Here is a 24984-nt window from a genome sequence, read left to right as displayed (position 1 = left end):
AAAGTAAAGGATCATCTTCATCCTATTATTCAAATTGAAAATGTCCATAAGAGTTTTAACCAGTTGGAAGTATTAAAAGGAATAGATTTGCAGGTTTATCCCGGAGAAGTAGTTTCCCTAATCGGTTCCAGCGGATCTGGAAAAAGCACCCTTCTTCGCTGCCTGAATGGACTCGAAACATTAACCAGCGGGAAAATTGTCATTGACGGAATTGAGCTAAATTATACGCCAAGAGTTATCCAGCAAATCCGACGTCATGAGGTAGGGATGGTTTTTCAACAATTTAATCTATTCCCGCATTTGACTGTCTTGGAAAATGTCATTGAAGCACCGATGCACGCCTTGAAAAAATCAAAGGCGGAAGCAATTGAATCAGCCTTAACCCTTTTAGATAAAGTGGGACTGAAAGACAAAAAAGATGTCTACCCCCGCAAGTTATCGGGTGGACAACAGCAGCGGGTAGCCATAGCACGTGCACTTGCCATAAATCCGAAAATCATGTTATTTGATGAACCAACCTCTGCCCTTGACCCAGAACTTGTCAGTGAGGTTCTGAACGTTATGAAACAGCTAGCAGAGGAAGGCATGACCATGGTTGTCGTAACGCATGAGATGATGTTTGCCAAAGAGGTTGCGGATAGAGTAATTTATATGAGTAACGGTGTGATTGAGGAGCAAGGTCCGCCGGCCGAACTCTTCACCAATCCAAGAAGTGATCGGTTAAAAAGCTTCTTAAAAAGGGTCGTATAATCATTGTTTATAAGAAAGCAGGAATAATTTTGAAAGAAATAATAGAAAACATCTCTTTACGAACAATTACTTCTCCCGAGGAACTAGCTTTAGTCACCAACCTTGAACGCATTGTTTGGGCAGATGATGATCCCGTGCCTGTCAACCATTACGTTGCAGTAGTAAAAAACGGAGGGCTGGTCATTGGAGCTTTCCTGAATGAAAAACTAATCGGTTTCCAATACAGCTTTCCAGGCTTTAATGGCTCGAGCGTCTATTTATGCTCACATAGTATGGGGATTCATCCTGATTATAGAAGAATCGGGATTGGCGAAAAATTAAAACGAAAGCAGCGGGAAGTCGCCTTGGAAAAAGGCTACAAGCATATTGAGTGGACATATGATCCGCTTGAAACCGTAAACGGATATTTGAATTTAAGCAAGTTAGGCGGGGCTTGTAAGAAATATATTGAAAATTGCTATGGGGATATGCCCGACGTTCTTAATGCCGGAATGCCGTCCGACCGGTTTCTAGTGGAGTGGCGTATTGCCGAAGAAAAGGCTGAAGTGGCCCCTGATGTGAATGAAACTGGTGACGTTCTACGATTGATAAATGTAATCTATGACGAGCTGGGATTTCCTGTGCCAGAGTCCGTTCACCTTGATAACGGAAATAATGCAGAGCTTTTATATGTTCCAGTTCCGGGTAATATCCAGGAAATTAAAATTCAGCGGATGTCTCTCGCCTTAGAATGGAGGATGCGGACGCGGGAGGTATTCACCCACTACTTTAATAATGGCTGGATGGCAACAGCCTTAAAGAAAAGTGATCAATCATCTCTTTATTATTATGTATTGCAAAAGGCGATTGAAAGATAAAAGCACAGTTGAAACCCGGCTACTCGTCGGGTCTTCTTTTTTTTATTGTTAAGGAAATCAGCCTCGAATAAAATGGTAAAAAGGGAGTGATAATTTATGAAGTCTCGGAAGATCTTTATAACTATTTTTTTCGGCTTGGTTGTAGTATTAGGACTTTACATTTATTCGATTTTTAATGGAACTCCTTGGGGGAAATACCAGCAAAAGCAGGAAATGCTTTCTTATTTGGATGCAAAATATCAAATGGATTTTTCTATTAAAAGTATGCAATATAATAGCCTTGGTTCTGGCTATTATGCAAAGGCCGCACCTAACCGCAATCCTGAGTTAGTTTTTGAGGTAGCTGTTTCACACGATTCAAATTCGGGATATGCAGATTTGTATCCCGCGGTTTTGTGGAATTCTCCTGAAGCTAAACCCATCAAAGAATATATTCTCCAACTGTTTCCACATCTAGAGCAATCCAGTTTTATCATCGACCGTCAATTAAGTGAGGACGCAGGTCCACATATACCAACATACAGGTCCCTTCATTATGATATGGGCTATCAAAGTGTCATGATCATCAATCTGCCAGAAGATTGGTTTTTAAAAACTCCCGAAGAACAACAAATCTATATGGAAAATATTAAAAAGCTTGCAACCTATCTCCAGTCAATTCATTTACCTGTTCTTACGAGAATCTTCTTTCAAACGGAAGATCACAATAACCGAAAGGCTATTTTTATCACTGAAAAAGGGGAAATTGTTCAAAAATAATAGAACTATTAGAGCTGCCACGGTTTTGTTTAGGCAGCTTTTTCGTCATTAGGTTAATAATTTCCTATATAACAATTCAAAATAAACTGAAATATATTATAATAAAACAAAAACAGATCCGATTTTTAACAAATTTTTCGGACAAAGGGGATGGCATACAACAATGAGAGTGAGTCTATTTGCAACCTGTTTGGTTGATATGTTTCAGGGCAATGTAGGGAAATCTTCGGTTGAACTGCTCGAGAAGCTTGGCTGCGAGATAGATTTTCCAGAATCACAAGTCTGCTGCGGACAGCCGTCATATAATAGCGGGTATGTAAAAGAATCGAAGGAAGCCATGAAACGGATGATCGAAGCGTTTGAGGACGCTGAATATGTCGTATCGCCCTCCGGTTCTTGCGCGTTTATGTTTAAGGAATATCCTCATATTTTTAAAGGCGACCCTGTTTGGGAACCGAAAGCTAGGAAATTGGCGGAGAAAACCTATGAACTTACTCAATTCATTGTAGATGTTTTAAAGGTTGAGGATGTCGGGGCCACATTTGAAGGGAATGCCACCTATCATACCTCCTGCCATATGACGAGATTGCTAGGAGTAAAGGAAGCCCCTATGACTCTATTAAAACATGTAAAAGGTTTAAACTTTACTGAATTGCCTGGCAAGGAACAATGCTGTGGCTTTGGGGGGACCTTTTCTGTGAAAATGGCACAAATCTCTGAGCAAATGGTCGATGAAAAAGTATGCCACGTCGAAGAAACGGGTGCGGACTATTTGATTGGCGCAGATGCCGGCTGCCTCATGAATATCGGCGGCCGTATCGATAGAAAAGGAAAACCAGTTAAGGTTTTGCATATTGCCGAGGTATTGAATAGCCGTTAATAGTTGTTGCAAGATTGATAGAAATGGGGGATTTTAGGATGGCTATGAAAATTGGCAATGAGCAATTTAAAGAACGTGTCGATAAGGGAATCCATAATGACTTTATGCGCGGTGCGGTTTCAAGTGCCCAGGACGGAATGGGCCTGAAGAGACGCCTGGCGGCTGAGGAGCTGGGGAACTGGGAAGAATGGCGCTCACACGGCGAAGAAATTCGCCAGCATGTTCTAGAGCATTTGGATTATTATTTGGAGCAATTAAGTGAAAATGTGGCAAAGCGGGGCGGTCATGTCTTTTTTGCCCAGACGAAGGAAGAAGCCGTTGAATATATTCGCGGAGTGGCTAAACGGAAAAATGCTAAAAAGATCGTGAAATCAAAATCAATGGTGACCGAAGAAATCAGCTTAAATCAGGCGTTGGAGGAAGAAGGCTGCGAGGTTATTGAAACAGACCTTGGCGAATACATTCTCCAAGTGGATGATCACGATCCCCCTTCCCATATCGTTGCTCCTGCTCTACATAAGAATAGAGAGGAAATCCGTGAAGTTTTTGAAAAAAAACTTGGTTATAATAAATCCTCTGAACCAGTAGAATTGGCTGGACACGCCCGGCAAATGCTGCGCCAGGAATACCTCTCTGCTGATATTGGTATCACCGGCTGTAATTTTGCGGTGGCAGAAACAGGCTCGATTACTCTAGTTACGAATGAAGGCAATGCGGATTTAGTTACGGCATTGCCAAAAACGCAAATAACCGTGATGGGAATGGAAAGGATTGTTCCTACCTTCGAGGAAATGGAAGTGCTCGTTTCTTTATTAACAAGGAGTGCGGTCGGGCAGAAACTAACTAGTTACATTACTGTGTTGACTGGACCTCGCGAAGAAATGGATGTGGATGGTCCTGAAGAGTTTCATCTGGTAATCGTGGACAACGGCCGTTCCAATATTCTAGGCGGAGAATTCCAATCCGTCCTGCAATGTATTCGCTGTGCGGCCTGTGTTAACGTATGTCCAGTTTATCGTCATGTCGGAGGACATTCATACGGTTCTATCTATTCCGGACCGATAGGGGCCGTGTTGTCTCCATTACTTGGCGGTTATGACGAATACAAAGAACTGCCTTACGCATCGACACTTTGCGGTGCCTGCACAGAGGTTTGTCCTGTAAAAATTCCGCTGCATAACCTGCTTCATAAACATCGTGAAGTGATCGTGGAAAGGGAAGGCAAAGCACCTATTTCGGAAAAGCTAGCCATGAAGGCTTTCGGTTTAGGAGCAGCGTCACCGACTTTATATAAAATTGGCTCGAAAATTGCACCAACGGCGATGAATCCATTTACAGTAGGGGACAAAATCTCAAAGGGACCCGGACCATTGAAGGCCTGGACAGAGATTCGTGAATTCCCAGCACCGAATAAAGAGAGATTCAGAGATTGGTTTAAAAATCGCGAGAAGGGGGGCAAATAGAACGATGACTGGTACAATCCAAAATCGCGATGCATTTTTAAATAAAATTGCCGGACAGCTTGGGCGTTCAAGAATTACCACACCCGTTGAGCGCCCTCAATGGAAATTCCGTCCGCAGGATGAGGTGTTAAAAGACGCTTCTCAGGATGAATTATTAGAAGTGTTAAAAGAGCAGTGTAAAAGGATTCATACAACGATTTATACCACTGATCTTATCAATTTGGGCTCCACCCTCAATGGAGTGGTAGCTGATTTTGGCGGAGGTCCAATAGTAACTTGGAAAGATGAGCGATTTGCGGAATGGGGTCTTAATTCCCTAATGAAGTCAGAATGGCAATCACAAAATATTGATGTCTTTGAATGGGATCCTGCAAAAGGAGCAGAGAACATTTCAAAAGCGGAAAACGCCAATATTGGCATCACAATCAGTGAGGTCACGCTTGCTGAATCTGGTACAGCTGTCTTATTTAGTGACGAGAATAAGGGGAGGACAGTAAGCTTTTTACCTGCCGCATCGGTAGTCCTTATTCCAAAAAGCTCGTTAGTACCAAGAATGACGCAGGCCGCTCAAAAAATGCGGCAAATCCACGATAAAACGGGCCGCGTCGCGTCATGCATCAATTTTATCACTGGACCAAGCAACTCGGCGGATATTGAACTGAACCTCGTGGTTGGGGTGCATGGACCGGTGAAAGCAACTTATATTGTTATTAATGACATCTGATAGTAAAAAATCTGCCCCAGTGTGTGGGCAGATTTTTATTTTGGGCTTTTATACTTTTTGGTTAGTATAAACACACTTCCGCCTAGCGTGATAACCGAAATAAACTTACTAGCCAAAATTAAATAATTGGTAGTCTGGTTATCCAACGTGACGTTTGGCAGTTTGGCCAGGGCAATGACGATAAGAATGCCGAAGGATAATATGGAAAACGCATAGTTATAGGCCTGGTTAATAATGAGAGAGCCGCGTTCCTCCTTCTCACTAGATAAGACAAAGACAAGATAAGCCATGACAACCAATAAGACATATGTTAACAATGCAATTGCTAACTCGATGCCCACTTTTATGAGGCCTCCTTTAAAAGGTATTGTTTTGATCCTCTACTGACTTTTGTGGGACAGGGGTGAGCCGTTTCTTTGCCTTGTTCTCCCATTTGAATATCTTGTTCAAAAATTTGTATATATTCTTAGATTCCTTTGCCAGCAACGGTCCGAGGATTGCCAAAATTAAAACGTATACTGCGGTAAAGGGTTTGAGAATAGGCATCAGCCCTCCGGCAAGTCCCAAATTAGCAACAATGATCGAAAACTCGCCTCTTGAAACGATTGTCAATCCGATATTGGAGGAAGCTTTGTGTGATAAACCTGCTTTTCTCCCGGAAATCATTCCAGCTACAAAGTTGCTAATGATTGTGAGAATCACGGCACCTAGAGCAAGCCATATGGCCCCGCCTAAGCTAAATGGGTCAATGCTTAACCCAAAACTGAAGAAAAAGATGGCTCCAAAGAAGTCTCTAAAGGGAATAACCAAATGCTCGATTCGTTCCCGGTGTTTTGTTTCTGAAAGGGCTAAACCTAATAATAAAGCGCCGATCGCTTCAGCGACATGGAGTTTTTCAGAAAATCCTGCTACAAAAAACAGCAACGCAAAGATGACGAGGATAAAGATTTCATTCGATTTAATATCTAACAGTTTGTTTAGAACCGGGGTACCTTTACGGGCGATAACGAAAAATAGCAGCATGTAACCGAGAGAAATGAGAACCGATATGATGGTACCAAATATAGTAGTTGAGCCGCCTAACAAGAGGCCCGACATGACAGAGAGGAATAACGCCAGGAATATATCATCAAAAAGAATGATCCCTAGAATCAATTCTGTTTCGGAATTGGCTGTTCTTTTTAAATCAACAACCACTTTTGCCACAATGGCAGTTGAAGAAACGCTTAAGAGTCCGGCAACGATTAACGTTTCCATAATCGGGAATCCTGTAGCGAACCCGTAAATCAGGCCAAGGAAAAAATTCATCGCTACATAAATGGTCCCGCCGACAACTATAGAACGCCCAGAGCGTATTAATTTTCCGACTGAGAACTCAATTCCTAAATAAAATAATAAAAACAAAACACCAATGCGCCCGAAGAACTCGATGATTTCTGCACTCTCAATAAATGTGAAATCAAATATACCAATTTCAGGGGCATGGGGGCCAAGTGCCATCCCTAAAAGGATGAGAAATGGGATGAAGGAGAATTTTAATTTGTTTGCCAGGAAGGCGGTTAAGGCAACCAAGACCAGAGCTGTTCCGACTTCAAAAAGTAAAGTGTTAGTCATCTAGTATCACCCTTCCCTTCTTGTGAGAACTTCTTTTACGAACATTTTTACTTGCTTCCGCTGTCCGGATACGATCACGGTATCACCTTCCTCTAAAAGTGTTTCAGGTCCAGGGGTATGAATTTCTTTGTGATTCTTTTGTTTTATGATAGCGACGATATTGACTTCATAGGATTGACGGATATTGAGCTGCCCGATCGTTTGGTCCGCTGCTTCCGACCCGTCTTGCACTTTAAACCATTCTATAACCAATTCATCAAAGGCCATTTCAATCGTTTCCAATGCCTTTGGCGCATACGTCATTCCGCCAATGATTGCAGCAATCTGCCGGGCTTCGGCATCATCAAATGTTGTGCTGGCGATTGCCTCCTCGTAATCATCTTGATCAAAATAATAAATATCCCTTCTGCCGTCATCGTGAATAATCACCACAATTTTATCCTTGCTTTTGGTGATGACTTCAAATTTTTTCCCAATTCCCGGGAGTTCAATTTCGCGAACGTTCATTTTTTGATTCCTCCTCTTAAAAATTTGTTTCATGGATTAAGCGGGTTTGACATTATAAATTTACATCAATTTCAGTTTTAATTTTCTCCTCTTTAGAGATGCCAAGATATTTTAGAGTTTCAGATGGGGTTGAATGATTAAAATGTTTTTGCAAAAGGGAGATGGCCACCCCGCGTCTATACGCATGATATCCAAATGTTTTTCTCATTGAATTGGTCCCGATTTTCCCCTCAATACCAATGGCTTCAGCAGCCTGATGAATGATTCGATAGGCTTGTTGGCGAGTGATAGGCTTTTCTGTTTTATTGGATTTGAATAAGTAGTCTTCCGGGTCCAGTTGGTTGGTTTGGACAAAATGGAGGAGGGCTTTTTTGACCTTTTGGTTAAGGTAAACCTCCTTCATGGTATCGAGGTGTGAATACTGATAAAAATTCTTCGCTGTGTGATCATTCTCTAAAACATCGTTTACCCTTATTTCCAGCATTTCGGTAATTTTCAACCCAGTATTAATGCCAAATACAAAGAGAAGATAGTCACGCTCGGAATACTTTTTCAAATATTTCTTAATTGCGTTGATTTGCTTAACATCCCTTAATGCTTCAACATATTCCATGCTAAACGCTCCTTAATCCATGTTACATAATCATATTGTATCATGATATTATGTAACATTCAAAAATTCAGCTTATAAAACCACTATAGTTTTGGTTAGTTTGCAGATATTTTAAATAAAATAAAAACCTGATAAGCAAACATCATTAAATGCCCGCGTGCCAACAGCTGCACAGTCCCTAGTTGCATCTTTTTCTCCCAATTATGCTACTATAATATCGAAACAAAAAATTTTCTGGAGGTAAATATATAGTGCTGCCTAATTTTGAAGAGAACTTACATAAGTATGCAAAGCTTTTAGTGGCGAAAGGGATCAATGTTCAACCAGGTGATTGGGTGAAAATGACCATAAACGTTGATCAGGCGCCTTTAGCCCGCCACATCACGAAAGAGGCTTATGCCCTGGGGGCTGAAAAGGTAATTATCAAATGGTCTGATGACGAAATTACAAAAGAACATTACTTGCATCAACCGGTGGAAGTATTGACCAGCATTCCTGACTATGAAATTCAGGAATCTGAGGACCACGTATTAAACCACCGTGTCAGCCGTCTTTCCATTCTTTCAAGTGATCCGGGCTTGTTGAATGAAGTAGACCCAGCTAAAGTTGCGGAGTATCAAAAGGTTGCTGGTAAGGCCTTCCATGCCCAACGTAAGGCGACCCAGAACGATGATTTAAAATGGACAGTTGCTGCTGCTGCCGGAGCAGGATGGGCGGCCAAGGTATTCCCTGATTTGGCTACCCCTGAGGAACAGGTTGATGCCCTCTGGGATCAAATTTTTAAAACCTGCCGTGTATACGAAGAAGACCCGATAGCTGCCTGGGACCGGCATAAAGACAAATTGAATGAAAAAGCTGATAAATTAAATGAAATCCAATTTGATTCACTTCACTATACGGCACCTGGCACCGATTTAACGCTCGGCCTGCCGAAAAACCATATTTGGGCATGTGCGGGAAGCCAAAACCCAAAAGGAGAAGAATTTATCGCCAACATGCCAACGGAGGAAGTGTTCACGGCTCCTGATACACGCCGCATGGATGGGGTAGTTCGCAGTTCTAAACCATTAAGTTATGCGGGGACGTTAATTGAAGGAATTGAAGTCCATTTTAAAGACGGGAAAATTGTCGATATCAATGCTGAAAAAGGTGAAGATGCCATCAAGAAGCTGGTATTCGACAACGAAGGCGGAACAGGTCTGGGTGAAGTCGCTCTTGTGCCAGATCCATCACCGATTTCTCAATCTGGGATTATTTTCTTTAATACTCTATTTGATGAGAATGCTTCGAACCACTTGGCAATCGGTTCGGCCTACCCGACGACGATTGAAGGCGGAACAAAAATGAGCCAGGAAGAGCTGCAGCAAAACGGGATGAATACATCAACTGTTCATGTGGACTTCATGATAGGCTCTAACCAAATGAATATAGACGGCATCAAACAAGACGGTACCGTCGTACCAATCTTCCGAAATGGTGATTGGGCTATCTAAAAATGTTAAAAAAGTCCAATAGGAAAAGCGGTTTTACAACAGCTGCTGCCTGTTGGACTTTTATACTTTCATCCAAACTCCTTACCACATAACAAATAACAGTAAATAAGTCGTCTTAATTGGTTCATTAATCTTTGTAAATCTCCGATTACATCTATATTACTTTTGTACAAATTTTTGTATAATAGTTGTGAAAACAAGTATTTTTCTAATATTGAAAACGAGTATTTATTATAGAACGCGAGGGCAAAGACAATGTCTATGACAAAGACCGATAAAGTATATATACAATTACATGAGAAAATTGTTAAGGGAGTCTTTCGCCCTGGTTCAAGATTAGTCATTTCACAAATCGCGAAAGAATTTAATGTGAGTGAAATTCCAGTACGCGAGGTTATGCAGAGACTAGCCCAAAAAGGATATGTTAAATTGCATCCCCATGCAGGGCCAACAGTGACTAGCTTAACGGAAGATGAAGTAAGGCAAATCTTTGAAATTCGCGCCAATCTTGAATCATTAGCAACAAAACTTGCTGTTGAACACATCTCAAATGCTCATATAAAAGAATTGGAACTTATCATAGAGGAGTCAATCGGAATTTGTGAAGAGGAAAATTTAGAAGGGTATTTTCATATAAACGAAACCTTTCATAATTCCATATATAGTCATTGTAATAATCAAATGCTCGTTAAAATGATTAAAGATATAACTAGTTTAGCGGCAAGGTATCCAATTTACTATCAGGATAAAGAGACAACGCAAAAATCTCTTAATGAACATAAAGAAATTTTGAAGGCGATTTCTGAGCGCGATGGAGAATTAGCTGAACAACTGACTAAAAATCATTTACTCGAGGTAATTCCTAAAATAACTGAAATTGTAAGGTCGATGGATATTTAGCAGGTTCTTAAATTGGAGTAAAAAGTAATTTAAGTATAAGTGAAGTAAGAAAAAAGTCCCCAATCGTGGGGACTTTTTTTTATTACTTTAAGCACTTTTATGTACGCTTTTGAAGATCAGCAATAATCTCTGGATAAAGCTTATCCAATTTATACATCGATAAGATAATGAGTAGAAATACACCAATAATAAGGGGAAGATGAATATTTAGAACGAAAATCATTTGAAGTGCCGATGCTGATTGTTCTGCAGCCTTCCCAACATATCCTCCAAAGGCTAGTAACCAGCCAACCATGGCTGCTCCAACACCTGTCCCTATTTTCATCCCGAAACTTGCACTGCTATTTACAAGACCAGTTGTACGTATTCCGGATTTCCATTCTCCATACTCTGCGGTGTCATTAATCATTGCATAAACTGTTGCTGAAAAAAGCCCTTTGGCAATACCGTAAAACATGCTGCCAGTCAAAAAGAAAGTTAAACTATAAGGGTCAATAAATTTTATCAAAGCAGACAAGACAACAAATGCTGCACCCAAAATGGCAGTATTTCGCTTCCCGAAGCGTTTGATGAATGGACTTATTAGGAAAAGAATTATTAGACCTGGTATTGTTTTGACCATACTGATGATGGAAAAATATGACGGGCTGCCAAGAACATAAGAAGCATAATAAAGCTCAGAGCCTCCGAGACCTAGAAGAATGTAATAAATAATACAAAAGGCAGTTACCAATCTCCAATATTTATTTTTTAATAACGCTTTCATTGTGATGGAAAAAGGAGCTTTCTTTTGTTTATTAAAGGTACCTGTATCTCCGACTCTTTCCTTTGTTAAGCGAAATGTGAAAAAAAGCATAATGACTGATAGGATGCTGAATAAAGTTACTGAAATGGTCCATCCCTTTTGTCCGCCTATTGAACTAGCAAGCGGCTGGGTGGAAACATTTACAACCAATGCGGAAAACTGAATGAAAAGGGCGCCCACGACACCAATCAGTGAACGGGAATATTGATCTTGAGTGATTAACCCAAGCAATGTCTTAAAAGGAATTGTTAACATCGTATACATTAAAATAAATAAACTGTAAGTGATTAGCGCATACACAATCTTACCGTTCATTCCGAAATCAGGAACGGTAAATAAAAATATCGTTGAAAGAGCGAGAGGGATAGGTATCCAAAGTAAGTAAGGACGTGCCTTGCCATGTTTTGATTTTGTTTTGTCTACAACAACCCCCATGGCAATATCGGTAACACCATCCCAAATCCGTGCAAATAACATGATTGTACCAACGACTCCAGCCGATATACCTGCTACATCAGTGTAGTAAAACGATAAAAACGAACCTACTATCGTCCATAATAGAATATAGCCGAAATCTCCAAGTCCATAGCCGAAGATTTCCATTTTGCTAGGCTTTTGTAATTCATAAGGTGCGCCACCATCATTGCTTACTTGAATTTTTTGTGCATTTTGCATTATCTAGCCCCCCAATTAAATAAGTAATTTGTCCAGAGCCCAAAAAATCTTAGATGCATGATTGCTGATACCGACTTAAAAGTCTGTAAAATAATGTTATGGGCCAGCCTCGCTGCTAACCAGTTAATTTTATTTGTTAAAGTTTGTTAAAAACTAGAATATATCAACTCCTTCACTTAATTCTGCCGAAAGTACGTACTTCTGAATCGCATTTCCGATTCATCTCTATTTTAACTATAAAAATATTATTCTTATTTGAAAATATAATTAAATTTCTGAATATTGTCAATAAAAAATATATGATTTAGATAAATAATATATGATTCGATAAAATCATATATTATTTTAAAAGATATCCGATTGACTCAAATCATATATTATTTTAAAATTTAAATATCTAAAATTTTAAAATTATCAAACTTTTCTACTCTAAGTCAGAGTGGTCTTGTTAATGAAAAGGGGGAAGAAATTTGCATTCTGAGTTGGAGAATCCGATTAAGACGAATGTTCAATTTCTATCAGTAGACGAAGCGATTAAGCAAATTCCAAAGAGTGCGACTATGTTAGTAGGGGGATTTGGTGCAACTGGGGTACCGGAATATTTACTGCAAGGAGTAATCGATAGAAGGGAACTTCAGGATCTGACCATCATTAGCAACAATATTACAAAAGAGACGAATTTGAATGTTTTATTTCAACAAGATCGGATTAAGAAAGCGATTGGGTCGTATTTTACTACTAATAAAGAGGTAGTTCAGGCTTATCGGGAAGGCCGAATAGAAATTGAATTATTACCACAAGGAACCTTTTCAGAAGCGATTCGTTTAGGCGGATCAGGAGTTCCTGCCTTTTACACTCCGACAGCAGCTGGGACAGAACTCGCTATAGGGAAAGAGACGCGGACCTTCAAGGGGCGGGAATATGTTCTTGAACAAACCCTGTTTGCCGATGTTGCCCTAATAAAGGCTTATAAAGCAGATAAGGCCGGTAATCTCATTTATAGGAAGTCCGCTCGAAATTTCAATCCAATCATGGCAATGGCAGCTGATCTTACAATTGTTGAAGTAGGAGAAATCGTTGAAATAGGTGAGCTTGATCCAGAATCGATTGTCACTCCTTTTGCCTTTGTAGATATTGTGGTTAAAAGGGAGGAGCTGTAATGGGAAAATCAATGAAAGAGTATATTGCATGGCGTTGTGCACAAGAATTAACATCAGGCATCGTGAATCTTGGAATTGGTATTCCTACCTTAGTTGCTGATTATCTTCCACAAGGTCTGGTGACGCTGCATTCGGAGAATGGGATTCTTGGGGTGGGACCGGATCCTAGTCCAGATCAAATTGACCTTGATTTAGTTAATGCCGGAAAAGCTCCGGTAACAGTATTGCCTCATGTGTCCTATTTTGACAGTTCTATTTCTTTTGGAATGATGCGTGGTGGTCATATCGATACAACCGTTATAGGAGCGCTGCAAGTATCGGAACAAGGTGATATATCAAGTTGGGCAATACCAGGAAAAGACGTGCTTGGGGTTGGCGGCGCTATGGATTTAGTAGTCGGGGCAAAAAGGGTAATTGCAGCGATGACACATTTGAATCAAAAAGGAGAGCCAAAAATACTCCGTGAATGCACGTACCCACTTACTGCTAAAAAAAGAGTAGATACCATTATCACAGAGTATGCCGTTTTTAAATTTCGAGATCAGCAACTTTGGTTAGTGGAAATGAGTGATGAAATCACAAAGGAACAACTAAAGAAAATTACACCTGCCTCCTATGAAATAGCAAATGATTTTAAAATTTTTAATAGAAAAGAATTGATTAATCAACGTTAAATGTATCTCAAGTTTAGGTGAGGCTATAGCCCTCACCTATTTTTTTGTAATAGATTTGTCTCCTGTTGATAATCCCACTTTTTATAATTTAGTGATATACATTTTTTTACAAAAAAATCAATTCCAACAAATTATAATTAAAAATATTATGACTTTGTTACGGGGGGCGCCGATTATGGGTTATCATTTTAAAAATCTAGTATTTGAAGGTGGAGGGGTTAAGGGGATTGCATATGTCGGGGCTTTGGAGGTATTAAATGAAAAGGGGATCCTTAAGGATATTCAGAGGGTGGGAGGTACCTCAGCGGGTGCCATTATTGCCCTGCTTGTAGGGTTGAATTTTTCCACAGCGGAAATAAAAAAAATCTTGCTCGAGATGAATTTTCGAAATTTCATGGATGAGTCGTGGGGGCTTGTTTTAGATACTAATCGATTGATTCATCAATATGGCTGGTATAAAGGAGATTATTTTCGAAATTGGATTGCTAATCTTGTTAAAGAAAAAACCAATAATAGTGAAGCCACTTTTAAGGATGTTAATAACCTAAAGCAGAAAAACCAATTTCGCGACCTATATTTTGTAGGCACCAATTTATCCACTCATTTTGGAGAAGTATTTTCCTTTGAACACACGCCAAGGATGTGTATCGCCGATGCTGTCCGCATTTCGATGTCAATCCCGCTGTTTTTTACAGCCAAAACAAATAGCCGCGGTGATGTTTATGTGGACGGCGGTGTTTTAGATAACTATCCAATTAAGCTCTTTGACCGTATGAAATATGTTGAGCAATACTATAACGTCCCGGAATACTATGAGAAGCATAACAATCACCTGAACCAAATAGGGAAAAACATAAATCCTTATGTTTTTAATAAGGAAACGCTTGGATTTCGTCTGGATTCAGCCGGAGAAATTGCTGCTTTCCGGGATCAATCCGAACCGCCGCGCCATGAAATTGAGAATTTATTTTCCTACATGTGGAATTTGGTTGAAACAATCCTCGAGGTCCAAGAAAATCAGCATCTGCATAGTGATGATTGGCAACGAACAATCTATATCGACACTTTAGGCGTTAAGACAACAGATTTTGACCTTGACCGCCAAAGAAAAGAAGCACTTGTGAAATCCGGAAAGGAATTCGCCCTTAAATATTTTGAATGGTATGATGGTGCCGACAAACCGCCGGCAAATCGGCCGTAAGATAAAAAGATTCAGACCAAATTAGTCTGAATCTTTTTATCTTGAACATGTCTTTTTAATGATTTTTCCAATCTAAATTTTCGATGAAATGGACGAATGCATTGACAACATTCCATTCCATAGATTCCTTATGGTAATACATCCAAGTTCTTCGCAAGATAGGACTTCCTTCTTGATCCGTTAATGGAATTTTGTATAAGTCTTCAATTCCGGCAAGTACCCTGCTGGACAAGATGCCATAGCCTAAACCATTTATAACCATCTCTTTACACGTATCCACTTGGTCCACTTCGATACTGATAAAGGGTGCTTCCGCATAATTTTCAGCCCACCAATGATCAATTATTGATTTTAATAAGTAATCCCCTCTATAATCAATTCTCGGGAGACGAGGAAGATCCGTTATATCAATCTGCTTCGTAGAAGCGATGCAGATGGTTTCCTCAAATAATTGATGGATCGATAACCCCCTCCAGCCATAGTCTCCTCGAACAAAACCGATATGAACATCCTTATTGTGAATGAGCTGTGTTACGTCTCTGCTCCATCCTGTTATCACTTTGAATTCCACATGGGGATATTGATTTTTGAATAATTTTAAAAGATAAGGAAGTTCATTATTCGCGAAATAATTGGATACCCCCAATTTCAACGTACCTGCCACTTCATTCTTTTCGTTATTACTCATACTTTGGACATTTTCTTTGATTTTTTGAAAATGGGCCAGTGCTTCCTCGGCACATTGGACAAGATATTCTCCTTGCGGGGTAAAATGTACACCACGGCTTTCACGGGTTACGATTTTAACACCCAGTTCTTCTTGCATATGTTTTAATCGGCTCGTTAATGCAGGTTGAGTCAGAAATAATAGACGAGCTGTTTTCGTTAGATTTTTTTGATTATATAGTACCTTCAATATTTCCCAATCGCGATAATCCATTGTTCCACCTATCTATCTGATATAAATAATTTTTATAATAAAATATAATTTTTTAGCATTTTATTTATTTCAATTATTACATTATCCTTATCCATAGGCAATTGATAATTATTACTATTTATCTATTTAAATATAAAACATCAGAACTGAATCATGGGGGTATTGTAAATGGGAGTAAAGGACAACCAACCAAATCCATGGAAAAAATTTATTGGTCCGAACCTTGGATACGTAATTGAACAATATGAACGGTTCACGAACGGAGAAGAATCCGTTGATCAAGAATTAAAAGAGCTTTTCATTAAATGGGGCTCACCATTGTCCTATGAAACAATTCAAATAAAAGAAACCGTTGAAAATGTATCTGCTCTTCCTTCAGCAAGTATAGAGAAAGTAATGAAAGCGGCTAAACTGCTTGAAAACATTCGTACAAATGGCCATTTGGCAGCAAACATAAATCCTTTGGAGGAGAATCGAAAGGGTCAAGAGTTGTTCAATCCTGTAAAACATGAAATAAGTGAACAGGATTTGAAAGCGATACCAGCTAAATTGGTTTGGGAAGAGGCACCGGAAGATGTTGAAACCGCATTTGATGCCATGAACCGTTTAATGGAACGCTATACATCATCCCTTGCATACGAGTTTACGCATGTTAGTGATTCGGAGGAACGAATTTGGCTGACTCAGATGGTGGAGACGGGTTTCTTACAACGCTCCTTATCTAAAGAAGAACGAACAAACCTGTTAAAGAGTTTGACAGAAGTTGAGGGATTTGAACAATTTTTACACAAAACCTTCGTTGGTCAAAAAAGATTTTCCATTGAAGGTGTAGACATGCTTGTCCCAATGCTTGATGAAGCAGTGCGTGAAGGTGTTGAAGAAGGAGTCCGCAACGTTGCAATTGGGATGGCGCATCGCGGACGTTTAAGTGTTCTCGCACATGTGTTAAAAAAACCATACAGCAAGATTTTCTCTGAATTTCAGCACTCCCACGCCAAACAACAAGGTCCGTCAGCAGATTTAGTCGACATTAGCGAGGGCTGGACAGGGGATGTGAAATACCATTTAGGACGCAATCGATTCGTTGAAGGCACTGGTACCGTTCGCACTCGTATTACCTTGGCGAATAATCCAAGCCATCTTGAATTTGTCAATCCGGTAGTCGAAGGTTTTGCCAGGGCCGCCCAAGAGGAACGAAAGAAACCTGGTTATCCGGAGCAGGATGTTAAAAGAGCGTTTGCGATTTTGGTCCATGGCGATGCAGCCTTTCCAGGCCAGGGAATTGTAGCGGAAACTTTGAATTTAGGTGGATTAAAAGGATACGGAACAGGAGGAACCATCCATATTATTGCGAATAACATGGTCGGTTTTACGACAGATAGCCACGACTCTCGTTCAACTCGATATTCCAGTGACTTAGCAAAAGGATTTGAGATTCCGATTGTCCATGTGAATGCAGATGATCCAGAAGCATGTCTGGCAGCTGTTCGCCTTGCTTATCAATACCGTGTTCGTTTCCAAAAGGATTTTGTGATTGATTTAGTCGGTTACCGCCGATTTGGCCACAATGAAATGGACGATCCTGCGGTTACCCAGCCAAAGGTGTACAAAAAAATCGCCAAGCATTCAACTGTAAGAGCATTGTATTCTACTCAACTGTTAGTTAACGGAACTCTAAATCAACAAGAAGTTGAACAAATCGATCTTAGCGTGCAGGAACTATTGCAGGCTGAGTATGACAAAGCGTCAGAGAAGAAGCAGGGTGAACCACCGGCAGAAGCAGCTGTTCCGGGTGTTATAGCGAAAGGAATTCCACCGCTGGAAACAAAAGTACCGCTTGATACTCTTCAAGAATTAAATCGGGAATTGCTGAATTGGCCGGAAGGTTTCCATGTTTATCCAAAGCTAAAGAGGATTCTTGAGCGCCGGGAAACAGCATTGGAAGAGAACGGGAAAGTGGAATGGGCAGTAGCAGAGGTACTGGCCTTCGCTACGATGTTACAAGAAGGTACACCGATCCGTCTAACGGGCCAAGATTCTGAGCGTGGAACGTATGCACAGCGACACATTGTTCTTCATGACGAAGAAACAAACGAAACATATTCACCACTGCACCAACTTCAGCAGGCAAACGCTTCGTTTGCGGTTCATAATAGCCCGCTATCAGAAGCGGCAGTGGTAGGCTATGAATATGGCTATAATGTATTTGCACCAGAGACACTTGTCATGTGGGAAGCGCAGTATGGCGACTTTGCTAACACGGCACAACCTTTGTTCGATCAATTTGTGTCATCAGCAAGAGCAAAATGGGGGCAAAAATCAGGGTTAATTCTTCTTCTGCCACACGGTTATGAAGGCCAAGGCCCTGAGCACTCCAGCGCTCGACCTGAACGGTTCTTACAGCTGGCAGCTGAAAACAACTGGACTGTTGCCAACCTGACAAGTGCGGCCCAATATTTCCATATTTTACGCCGTCAGGCAGCCACTTTAGGTTCAGAATTTGTTCGCCCATTGGTAATTATGACACCAAAGAGTCTGCTCCGTCACCCGCAGGTCGCTTCTCCTGCTTCCGCTCTCAGCGAAGGCAGTTTCCAAACGGTGATCGAACAGCCGCAGCTCGGAAAAGCGACAGATAAAGTAAAACGATTAGTGTTAACAACGGGTAAGATGGCCATTGATCTGGCAGTTGAAATCGACTCAAGTAAAGAAAATCGAAATTTGGATGAGATACACATCGTTCGTGTTGAACAATTGTATCCATTCCCATTCGAAAAAATAGAAGCAATTTTCAAGCGTTATCCCAACTTGAAGGAAATCGTTTGGGTGCAGGAAGAACCGAAGAATATGGGAGCGTGGCATTATATTGCCCCAACCTTATTTGAACTTGCAGAAGGCAGATTGTCCGTCGGTTACATTGGCCGCCAATACCGTTCAAGCACAGCAGGCGGAGATCCACTCGTTCATAAAATGGAACAAGAACGCATTGTCCAACAGGCATTAAATTCTGAGAGTCTAGTAGATACACAGAAACAAGAGGAAAAGTTCGTCACACGCTAAATATGAAATGTGATAAGAGACTTAACAAAATACTCAGGAGGATTTGACACATGATTGAAATCAAAGTACCGGAGCTCGCGGAATCCATTTCAGAAGGAACCATTTCACAATGGCTCATTAATATTGGAGACAAAGTCACCAAGGGGAATAGTATCGTAGAGTTGGAAACGGACAAAGTGAATATTGAATTAAATGCCGAAGACTCAGGGGTTATCACTAAGCTATTAAAAGAGCCTGGCGATACAGTAGAAGTAGGCGATGTAATTGCCATTATCGAAGAGAATGCAGCTGAGGGGGCTGCTCCGGCAGCAGCACCGGAAAAACCGGCACAAGAAACAACCAATCAACCAATTAGCCAGCCTGAACCGGAACTATCTATAGCTGCTCGTCCGATTGCTTCACCAGCGGCAAGAAAATTGGCAAGAGAGTTGGGAATTGATTTACACCAAGTAAACAGCAGTGACCCGCTTGGCAGAATTCGTCCGGATGATGTGAAAGCACATACGCAAAAACCGGCAGTACCGGAAGCTCCAAAAGTGGAAAAGGCAAGCCCAAAAACGGCACCAGCACAACAAATAGATGTTGAGTTTGATAAACCAGTAGAACGTGTAAAAATGTCACGCCGCCGTCAAACGATCGCTAAGCGCTTAGTGGAAGTCCAGCATACAGCTGCGATGTTAACTACTTTTAATGAAGTGGATATGTCCGCCATTATGGATTTACGTAATAAGAGGAAGGATGCATTCCTTGCAAAACATGGTGTTCGACTAGGGTTTATGTCGTTCTTTACAAAAGCCGTGGTTTCAGCCTTAAAACAATTCCCACTGTTAAATGCTGAAATTCAAGGCGATGAATTGATTCTTAAAAAGTTTTATGATATTGGAATTGCCGTAGCCGCCCCAGAGGGTTTGGTTGTACCGGTTGTCCGTAATGCCAACCAGAAAAACTTTGCCGAAATCGAGCAAGAAATCAGCACTCTTGGTAAAAAAGCTCGTGATAACGCCCTTACTTTAAATGATTTGCAAGGCGGAACATTTACGATTACAAATGGCGGAGTGTTTGGTTCATTAATGTCCACACCGATTTTGAATAGCCCGCAAGTGGGTATTCTCGGCATGCATAAAATCCAAACAAGGCCGGTTGCCATTGATGCAGAAAGAATGGAAAACCGCCCCATGATGTATATCGCTCTTTCATACGATCATCGAATTGTCGACGGTAAAGAAGCTGTCAGCTTCCTGGCAGCAGTAAAAGAATTATTGGAAGATCCTCACTCTCTTTTATTAGAAGGATAAAAAGTTACTGAGGAATCCTTTGGAATAATAGCAGGATAACCTACTCTTAAACGTGAGTAGGTTATTTTTTACTCATCAAGGAGCGGCAGAGCAGCCAGTAATCTCCCTTTTTAGTCACCATTTCACCCCAATTAAAATACAGCTTACCCCAAAAAAGATCCACAATATTTTTACAATCGATAATTCTCCCCCTGCCATTCCAAGAACGCCGATGGTGGTTGTCAATATGAGGATCACTGGCCCGACCAGTGCAAGGGAACTATTAACGATAAGTGCTTTTTCAATTGAATTAAATTTTATCATCAGCACAGCAGCAAATATTTCGATACTGCCAGACAAGACCCTCAGCATAGCCATGGCCAAAACTGCTTTTTCAATAAAAATAAACATATGTAACCCCCTGAAAACAGTTAGTCATCCTCATTATATGAAGACAATCCGTATACAAGGACAAGTTTTTAAAAATACCAAAAGGGATAATTTTCAACTACTGGGTAATATTAAAAATGGTTTTGAAATATCCACGGCCAAAATTATCGACACGGAGGACTCCAATGAAGAAATTAAAAAAATTGAAATCCTCTAAAGAAAAATCACTATCAAGTGATGAGACACATAAGGAAATTCAAGCTGATTTAAAGGATAATATAGAAATTTTAAAAGAACTGTTTCAAGATTGTACTGATGTTGTCTTTCGTCCGTTGATTGCTGGCAACGTCCATGCCTGTTTGCTGTTTGTAGATGGCTTTGTAGATACGAAATCCATTGAACTTCATGGGTTAAAACAACTAATCGAAGAACATGAAGTAAACCGGATTACAGCAGAGTTTTTGACAGAAAGAGTTATTTCGATCAGTTCTGTATCAGAAACAATCAAATTGGATGAAGTGGTCAGCAACGTATTGAAAGCCAATACCGTACTATTGGTTGATGGGCTGACGAAGGCGATTATTTTCGATGCTAAAGGGGGGGCACGAAGAGGGGTTTCAGAGCCCACGACAGAATCTGCCGTCCGCGGACCGCGTGAAGGGTTTACCGAAATATTAAGGGTAAACACGGCTCTGGTCCGTCATAAGATCCGCTCCAATCGATTAAAAATTCTTTCAAAAGACGTCGGGGAAGAAACGCAAACGAACTTAGCCATTTTGTATGTGGAAGGTTTGGCGCCCCCGGAATTAGTGGAAGAAGTCCTCTCAAGGATTGAGCGAATAAAAATCGATGGGATATTAGAAAGTGGCTATATTGAAGAGTTCATTGAGGACAGTGCTTGGAGCATGTTTCCCCAAATTCAAAACACCGAGAGACCCGATACAGTGGCTGCTAACCTCCTTGAGGGCAGAATTGCCATCATCGTTGACGGGACACCTTTTGTATTAATTTTGCCGGCAACCTTTTGGCAGTTTTTTCAGTCAAGTGAAGATTATTACGATCGGTTTCATATTTTTATTTTTTTAAGGCTGCTCAGAATTTCCTTCGTGTTTATTGCCATCACATTACCGGGTATATATGTCGCTGTAACCACCTATCATCAGGAGATGATTCCCACTTCGCTGCTTTTATCAATTGCCGCAAGCCGGGAAGCCATACCGTTTCCCATGTTTGTAGAAGCGCTGATTATGGAATTGGCGTTTGAAGCATTGCGGGAAGCGGGAATTCGACTTCCGCAAATTGTCGGACAGGCAGTAGGGATTCTTGGTGCCCTGGTTATTGGGCAGGCGGCGGTAGAAGCCGGTATTGTTTCCGCGCCAACGGTTATTATGATTGCGCTTACCGGTATCGCATCATTCACAATTCCAAGGTACAATATGTCCATTTCTGTACGGATGCTCCGCTTTCCGCTGATGATTCTCGGCGGTATGTTTGGGCTGTTTGGTGTGATATTGGGATTCTTGATTATATTGACACATTTATGCAAACTACGATCATTTGGGATTCCATATTTTTGGCCTATCGCCCCAATGTCATTTAAAGCTCTAAAGGATACCTTAATCAGGGTCCCATGGTGGGCAATGAATGAGAGACCAAATCAGTTGGTAAAAGAGGATGTAATCAGACAAGCTGATCATTTAATGCCTAGCCCTCCCAAGGCTGGCGAAGAAGGGAGTCCATCATGAAGAAGGCCCGGATTTTATTATTGATCCTGTTCCTTCTCATACCACTAACGGGCTGTTGGGATCGAACGGAAATAAACGATTTGGCATTTGTAGTTGGAACGGGAGTTGATAAGGGCCCGAAGCAGCAATACCGTTTTTCTGTGCAGGTACCTTTGCCAAGCTCTTTAGGCGGAACTGGCTCGAGCGGGGGAGGCGGCGGGACTAGCGGTGAGGGGCCTTTTCTTATCGCAACCGGGACCGGACGAAACATCAGGGAAGGTGTTGAAGACATCCAGGCAAGATTATCAAGAAAGCTTTATTTTGCTCACCGCAGGGTCTTGGTAATTGGTGAGGATCAGGCAAAAGAAGGAATAAGGGAAATTCTTAATGCTGTTTTTACCCAGCCTCAGTCAAGATTATCAACCTTTCTAATTGTTTCAAAAGGAGAGGCTGTTAAAATGTTAAAAGCCCAGCCGCGAATGGAACTATCGTCCGCTGAAGCGATGCGGGAAATGGCCAAAGCAGGTGCGAACTTGACCGTGATGGATGTCCTGCAAAATTTAGACCGGCAAGGAAAGTCTCTGATCATTCCGATGGTTGAACCAACTGGGACATTAAAAAAGGAAAGCGATGGAAAAGAGGTACTAATGGGCAGATTTGCTGTGTTTAAGGCTGACAAGCTTTCCTTCTTTACAAGTAAAAGGGAATCTCACGGCATCTTATGGCTGCTCGAACGGATGAAAAAGAAAAGCTATTCTTTTTCCGTTTCGAAAAATAAGGAAATGACAGTTCATATTAACGAAAATAGTGTCCACCCAAACTTAAAAATAGTGAATGGGAACCCTGAATTTGCCATTTCCGTCAGGGTAACAGGGCATCTGGTGGAAAATGAAGCAAATTTACGAATCGAAGACCCAGCAACCTATAACAAAATTATTGAAAATATGGAAGAGAAAATAAAGAATGATATCCATTCAATATTGAAACGTGCTCATACACAAGGTATAGATATTTATGGATTCGGATGGTTTTTATTTAAACGTCATCATCAAAAATGGGAGCATGAGTGGAAGCAGAATTGGAAATCGATGCTGCCTCACTTAAAGGTAACGGTTAAGGTGGACGCCGATATTCAAAGAACAACGAATACCGGGAATGTGGAAAGGAACTAACATATGGATATAGCAATTGTTTGGTTATCTCTTACCATTTATGTTGTGATTATTTTCAAGGCGAAAATTATTGATAAAAAAGAGCGTAAGTGGGTGTTCCTGTTCATTATGTTAACTGTCGGATGCACTGTTTTGACGGGTTTGCATCTTTCTTTAAATAGTGTTACTACATTTTTAAATGATTCCTTTGGAAGGCTGTCAAGAATGGTTGTGAACATATGAAGGAAAAAATCTCCAATCTTCAGTTAATCTTTCTAATTGCAAACTTTATTATGAGTGCAGCCGTTATCAGCCTGCCGCAAATTATCGTTCATACGGGACGGCAGAACGCTTGGCTTGTCCCGATTCTTTCATTTCCATTTTTAATATTGATCATTTATCTGATTTTTGGAAAGAAAGGGAAGGTGGAACGATTTGAACATCTCTTTGCCATCGGAAAGAAAGGGAGCCTATTGGAAAAAGGGATCATCATTTTATTTTTCTTTTTAGCTCTATTTGTTTTTGTACGTGATTTACGGGCGCTTGTTGATTTTGTGGCATCCGTACTTTTGCCAAACACCCCTATTAATATGTTAATGGTTCTATCGACCTTGGTAATCATTTATATCAGCATGGCTGGAATAGAGGTGATTGCAAGAATTAATGCCATCCATTTTTTTATTTTCATCATTGTGGTCCTTTTTCTGCCATTTCTTTTGCTCAACGAACTGGATGCGGGAAATTTGCAGCCGCTTCCTGGCCTGCAATCATTTAAAGCATTAACGAAATCTGTTTTTATATCCTTCTCCTGGATAGGGGAGCTGTTTTTTTTCATTCTGATCATTGCAAATGTTAATCCGCTAAAAGCAGCCCGAAAAGCAGTTATCACCGGTACGGCTTTAGGTGTGTTTCTGTTTTTGGTACTTCTTATTTTGAACATCTCGGTTTTAGGAACAAAAATAGTCCGTGAAGCAGCCTATCCAACCTATGTACTTGTCCAGCAAATCAACTTAACTGATTTTCTTGACCGGCTGGATTTAGTCATTGTGTCAGTTTGGATTCCGGTTTTCTTCTGCAAAGTAGCATTTCTAATGTATGTGATTAATTTTTGTTTTAGTTATTTCTATAAATCCAATACAAATAAATTTCTTCTGCCGATTGCGTTTACACTCGGGTATTTATCGATTCTATTGTTTAAAAACAGCATGGAACATATCCATTTTTCCTTTTATGCATGGAATTCACTCGGAATCTTTTTGGAAGGATCCATTGTTATTTTATTCCTCCTTTTGAAAAGAACGGTTCTTAAAAAGAAAGAAACTAAACCAGCTAATACGTCTTGAATAGGGAAAGAAACACGGTATAAAAGCCGT

The 24984-nt window shown here is 40.6% G+C and carries 24 protein-coding genes; 17 read left to right on the top strand and 7 right to left on the bottom strand.

Annotation, left to right across the window (positions count from 1 at the left end):
* The first annotated feature begins 24 nt into the window (after positions 1–24).
* The 6 genes from KHB02_RS01370 (at position 25) to KHB02_RS01345 (ending at position 5433) form a co-directional block, all read left to right on the top strand.
* On the top strand, positions 25–750 hold the full coding sequence (locus tag KHB02_RS01370; protein ID WP_213141286.1) for an amino acid ABC transporter ATP-binding protein: 726 nt from the start codon (positions 25–27) through the stop codon (positions 748–750).
* Between the two features lie 29 nt (positions 751–779).
* On the top strand, positions 780–1607 hold the full coding sequence (locus KHB02_RS01365; RefSeq protein ID WP_241113652.1) for a GNAT family N-acetyltransferase: 828 nt from the start codon (positions 780–782) through the stop codon (positions 1605–1607).
* Between the two features lie 96 nt (positions 1608–1703).
* Positions 1704–2366 carry a YfjL-like protein gene (locus KHB02_RS01360; protein WP_213140553.1) on the top strand — a complete coding sequence of 221 codons (663 nt, stop codon included), beginning with the start codon at positions 1704–1706 and terminating at the stop codon, positions 2364–2366.
* A gap of 163 nt (positions 2367–2529) precedes the next feature.
* On the top strand, positions 2530–3246 hold the full coding sequence (locus KHB02_RS01355; RefSeq protein ID WP_213140552.1) for a (Fe-S)-binding protein: 717 nt from the start codon (positions 2530–2532) through the stop codon (positions 3244–3246).
* 38 nt (positions 3247–3284) lie between these two features.
* A complete protein-coding gene (locus KHB02_RS01350; RefSeq protein WP_213140551.1) occupies positions 3285–4709 on the top strand; it encodes a LutB/LldF family L-lactate oxidation iron-sulfur protein in 1425 nt (474 codons plus the stop codon).
* A gap of 4 nt (positions 4710–4713) precedes the next feature.
* The gene (locus KHB02_RS01345) at positions 4714–5433 is read left to right on the top strand and encodes a LutC/YkgG family protein (protein ID WP_213140550.1); all 720 of its coding nucleotides are present in this window, start codon (positions 4714–4716) and stop codon (positions 5431–5433) included.
* A 35-nt stretch (positions 5434–5468) separates the two neighbouring features.
* Here KHB02_RS01345 and KHB02_RS01340 read toward each other — a convergent pair whose 3' ends face one another.
* The 4 genes from KHB02_RS01340 to KHB02_RS01325 are packed head-to-tail and all read right to left on the bottom strand — an operon-like array spanning position 5469 to position 8167.
* Positions 5469–5774, bottom strand: coding sequence for a hypothetical protein (locus tag KHB02_RS01340; protein WP_213140549.1), 306 nt, complete (start codon positions 5772–5774; stop codon positions 5469–5471).
* 16 nt (positions 5775–5790) lie between these two features.
* The gene (locus KHB02_RS01335) at positions 5791–7047 is read right to left on the bottom strand and encodes a cation:proton antiporter (protein WP_213140548.1); all 1257 of its coding nucleotides are present in this window, start codon (positions 7045–7047) and stop codon (positions 5791–5793) included.
* A 6-nt stretch (positions 7048–7053) separates the two neighbouring features.
* Positions 7054–7554, bottom strand: coding sequence for a cation:proton antiporter regulatory subunit (locus tag KHB02_RS01330; RefSeq protein WP_213140547.1), 501 nt, complete (start codon positions 7552–7554; stop codon positions 7054–7056).
* 52 nt (positions 7555–7606) lie between these two features.
* Positions 7607–8167 carry a tyrosine-type recombinase/integrase gene (locus tag KHB02_RS01325; RefSeq protein WP_213140546.1) on the bottom strand — a complete coding sequence of 187 codons (561 nt, stop codon included), beginning with the start codon at positions 8165–8167 and terminating at the stop codon, positions 7607–7609.
* Positions 8168–8421: 254 nt separating this feature from the next.
* On the opposite strand from KHB02_RS01325, the gene KHB02_RS01320 reads away from it, so the two are divergent.
* On the top strand, positions 8422–9660 hold the full coding sequence (locus KHB02_RS01320; RefSeq protein WP_277398137.1) for an aminopeptidase: 1239 nt from the start codon (positions 8422–8424) through the stop codon (positions 9658–9660).
* A gap of 255 nt (positions 9661–9915) precedes the next feature.
* Entirely contained in the window at positions 9916–10560 is a 645-nt protein-coding gene (locus tag KHB02_RS01315; RefSeq protein WP_213140545.1) for a GntR family transcriptional regulator, read from the top strand.
* Positions 10561–10657: 97 nt separating this feature from the next.
* Here the strand turns inward: KHB02_RS01315 and KHB02_RS01310 are convergent, their stop codons facing one another.
* Positions 10658–12040, bottom strand: coding sequence for an MFS transporter (locus tag KHB02_RS01310; protein WP_213140544.1), 1383 nt, complete (start codon positions 12038–12040; stop codon positions 10658–10660).
* A 470-nt stretch (positions 12041–12510) separates the two neighbouring features.
* Here KHB02_RS01310 and KHB02_RS01305 point away from each other — a divergent pair, with 470 nt between their 5' ends.
* The 3 genes from KHB02_RS01305 (at position 12511) to KHB02_RS01295 (ending at position 15075) form a co-directional block, all read left to right on the top strand.
* On the top strand, positions 12511–13200 hold the full coding sequence (locus KHB02_RS01305; protein ID WP_213140543.1) for a CoA transferase subunit A: 690 nt from the start codon (positions 12511–12513) through the stop codon (positions 13198–13200).
* A complete protein-coding gene (locus tag KHB02_RS01300; RefSeq protein ID WP_213140542.1) occupies positions 13200–13874 on the top strand; it encodes a 3-oxoacid CoA-transferase subunit B in 675 nt (224 codons plus the stop codon). The genes KHB02_RS01305 and KHB02_RS01300 overlap by 1 nt, the downstream gene beginning before the upstream one ends.
* 175 nt (positions 13875–14049) lie before the next feature.
* Positions 14050–15075, top strand: a complete 1026-nt coding sequence (locus KHB02_RS01295; protein WP_213140541.1) for a patatin-like phospholipase family protein — start codon at positions 14050–14052, stop codon at positions 15073–15075.
* A 55-nt stretch (positions 15076–15130) separates the two neighbouring features.
* On the opposite strand, the gene KHB02_RS01290 is transcribed toward KHB02_RS01295, so the two are convergent.
* Complete coding sequence (locus KHB02_RS01290) at positions 15131–16015, bottom strand: LysR family transcriptional regulator (protein ID WP_213140540.1); 885 nt, start codon at positions 16013–16015, stop codon at positions 15131–15133.
* A gap of 168 nt (positions 16016–16183) precedes the next feature.
* Between KHB02_RS01290 and KHB02_RS01285 the strand changes: the two genes are divergently transcribed.
* Both KHB02_RS01285 and odhB read left to right on the top strand, forming a co-directional pair.
* Positions 16184–19072 (top strand): 2-oxoglutarate dehydrogenase E1 component, encoded by a 2889-nt coding sequence (locus KHB02_RS01285; protein ID WP_213140539.1) that lies wholly within the window; start codon positions 16184–16186, stop codon positions 19070–19072.
* Positions 19073–19122: 50 nt separating this feature from the next.
* Positions 19123–20367, top strand: coding sequence for a 2-oxoglutarate dehydrogenase complex dihydrolipoyllysine-residue succinyltransferase (odhB, locus tag KHB02_RS01280; RefSeq protein WP_213140538.1), 1245 nt, complete (start codon positions 19123–19125; stop codon positions 20365–20367).
* Positions 20368–20481: 114 nt separating this feature from the next.
* Here odhB and KHB02_RS01275 read toward each other — a convergent pair whose 3' ends face one another.
* On the bottom strand, positions 20482–20757 hold the full coding sequence (locus tag KHB02_RS01275; protein WP_213140537.1) for a YqhV family protein: 276 nt from the start codon (positions 20755–20757) through the stop codon (positions 20482–20484).
* Positions 20758–20921: 164 nt separating this feature from the next.
* Between KHB02_RS01275 and KHB02_RS01270 the strand changes: the two genes are divergently transcribed.
* From KHB02_RS01270 to KHB02_RS01255, 4 genes are read left to right on the top strand one after another with little or no spacing between them, the layout of a single operon-like run.
* Positions 20922–22481 (top strand): spore germination protein, encoded by a 1560-nt coding sequence (locus tag KHB02_RS01270; RefSeq protein WP_241113650.1) that lies wholly within the window; start codon positions 20922–20924, stop codon positions 22479–22481.
* Positions 22478–23632, top strand: a complete 1155-nt coding sequence (locus KHB02_RS01265) for a Ger(x)C family spore germination protein (RefSeq protein WP_213140535.1) — start codon at positions 22478–22480, stop codon at positions 23630–23632. Before KHB02_RS01270 ends, KHB02_RS01265 begins: the two co-directional genes overlap by 4 nt.
* A gap of 3 nt (positions 23633–23635) precedes the next feature.
* Positions 23636–23854, top strand: a complete 219-nt coding sequence (locus KHB02_RS01260) for a hypothetical protein (RefSeq protein ID WP_241113648.1) — start codon at positions 23636–23638, stop codon at positions 23852–23854.
* Entirely contained in the window at positions 23851–24954 is a 1104-nt protein-coding gene (locus KHB02_RS01255; RefSeq protein WP_213140534.1) for a GerAB/ArcD/ProY family transporter, read from the top strand. Before KHB02_RS01260 ends, KHB02_RS01255 begins: the two co-directional genes overlap by 4 nt.
* Positions 24955–24984: the final 30 nt, after the last annotated feature.

The organism is Neobacillus citreus (assembly GCF_018343545.2).
Taxonomy (GTDB): Bacteria; Bacillota; Bacilli; order Bacillales; family Cytobacillaceae; genus Neobacillus; species Neobacillus citreus.
The sequence above is the reverse complement of the archived record's forward strand: the minus strand, read 5'-3'. Positions and strand labels throughout refer to the sequence as shown.

Coding starts and splice junctions, on each gene's coding strand:
- KHB02_RS01360 (WP_213140553.1), top strand. CDS start 1,704: ATGAAGTCTCGGAAGATCTTTATAACTATTTTTTTCGGCTTGGTTGTA.
- KHB02_RS01355 (WP_213140552.1), top strand. CDS start 2,530: ATGAGAGTGAGTCTATTTGCAACCTGTTTGGTTGATATGTTTCAGGGC.
- KHB02_RS01350 (WP_213140551.1), top strand. CDS start 3,285: ATGGCTATGAAAATTGGCAATGAGCAATTTAAAGAACGTGTCGATAAG.
- KHB02_RS01345 (WP_213140550.1), top strand. CDS start 4,714: ATGACTGGTACAATCCAAAATCGCGATGCATTTTTAAATAAAATTGCC.
- KHB02_RS01335 (WP_213140548.1), bottom strand. CDS start 7,047: ATGACTAACACTTTACTTTTTGAAGTCGGAACAGCTCTGGTCTTGGTT.
- KHB02_RS01330 (WP_213140547.1), bottom strand. CDS start 7,554: ATGAACGTTCGCGAAATTGAACTCCCGGGAATTGGGAAAAAATTTGAA.
- KHB02_RS01325 (WP_213140546.1), bottom strand. CDS start 8,167: ATGGAATATGTTGAAGCATTAAGGGATGTTAAGCAAATCAACGCAATT.
- KHB02_RS01315 (WP_213140545.1), top strand. CDS start 9,916: ATGTCTATGACAAAGACCGATAAAGTATATATACAATTACATGAGAAA.
- KHB02_RS01310 (WP_213140544.1), bottom strand. CDS start 12,040: ATGCAAAATGCACAAAAAATTCAAGTAAGCAATGATGGTGGCGCACCT.
- KHB02_RS01300 (WP_213140542.1), top strand. CDS start 13,200: ATGGGAAAATCAATGAAAGAGTATATTGCATGGCGTTGTGCACAAGAA.
- KHB02_RS01295 (WP_213140541.1), top strand. CDS start 14,050: ATGGGTTATCATTTTAAAAATCTAGTATTTGAAGGTGGAGGGGTTAAG.
- KHB02_RS01290 (WP_213140540.1), bottom strand. CDS start 16,015: ATGGATTATCGCGATTGGGAAATATTGAAGGTACTATATAATCAAAAA.
- KHB02_RS01285 (WP_213140539.1), top strand. CDS start 16,184: ATGGGAGTAAAGGACAACCAACCAAATCCATGGAAAAAATTTATTGGT.
- odhB (WP_213140538.1), top strand. CDS start 19,123: ATGATTGAAATCAAAGTACCGGAGCTCGCGGAATCCATTTCAGAAGGA.
- KHB02_RS01275 (WP_213140537.1), bottom strand. CDS start 20,757: ATGTTTATTTTTATTGAAAAAGCAGTTTTGGCCATGGCTATGCTGAGG.
- KHB02_RS01270 (WP_241113650.1), top strand. CDS start 20,922: ATGAAGAAATTAAAAAAATTGAAATCCTCTAAAGAAAAATCACTATCA.
- KHB02_RS01265 (WP_213140535.1), top strand. CDS start 22,478: ATGAAGAAGGCCCGGATTTTATTATTGATCCTGTTCCTTCTCATACCA.
- KHB02_RS01260 (WP_241113648.1), top strand. CDS start 23,636: ATGGATATAGCAATTGTTTGGTTATCTCTTACCATTTATGTTGTGATT.
- KHB02_RS01255 (WP_213140534.1), top strand. CDS start 23,851: ATGAAGGAAAAAATCTCCAATCTTCAGTTAATCTTTCTAATTGCAAAC.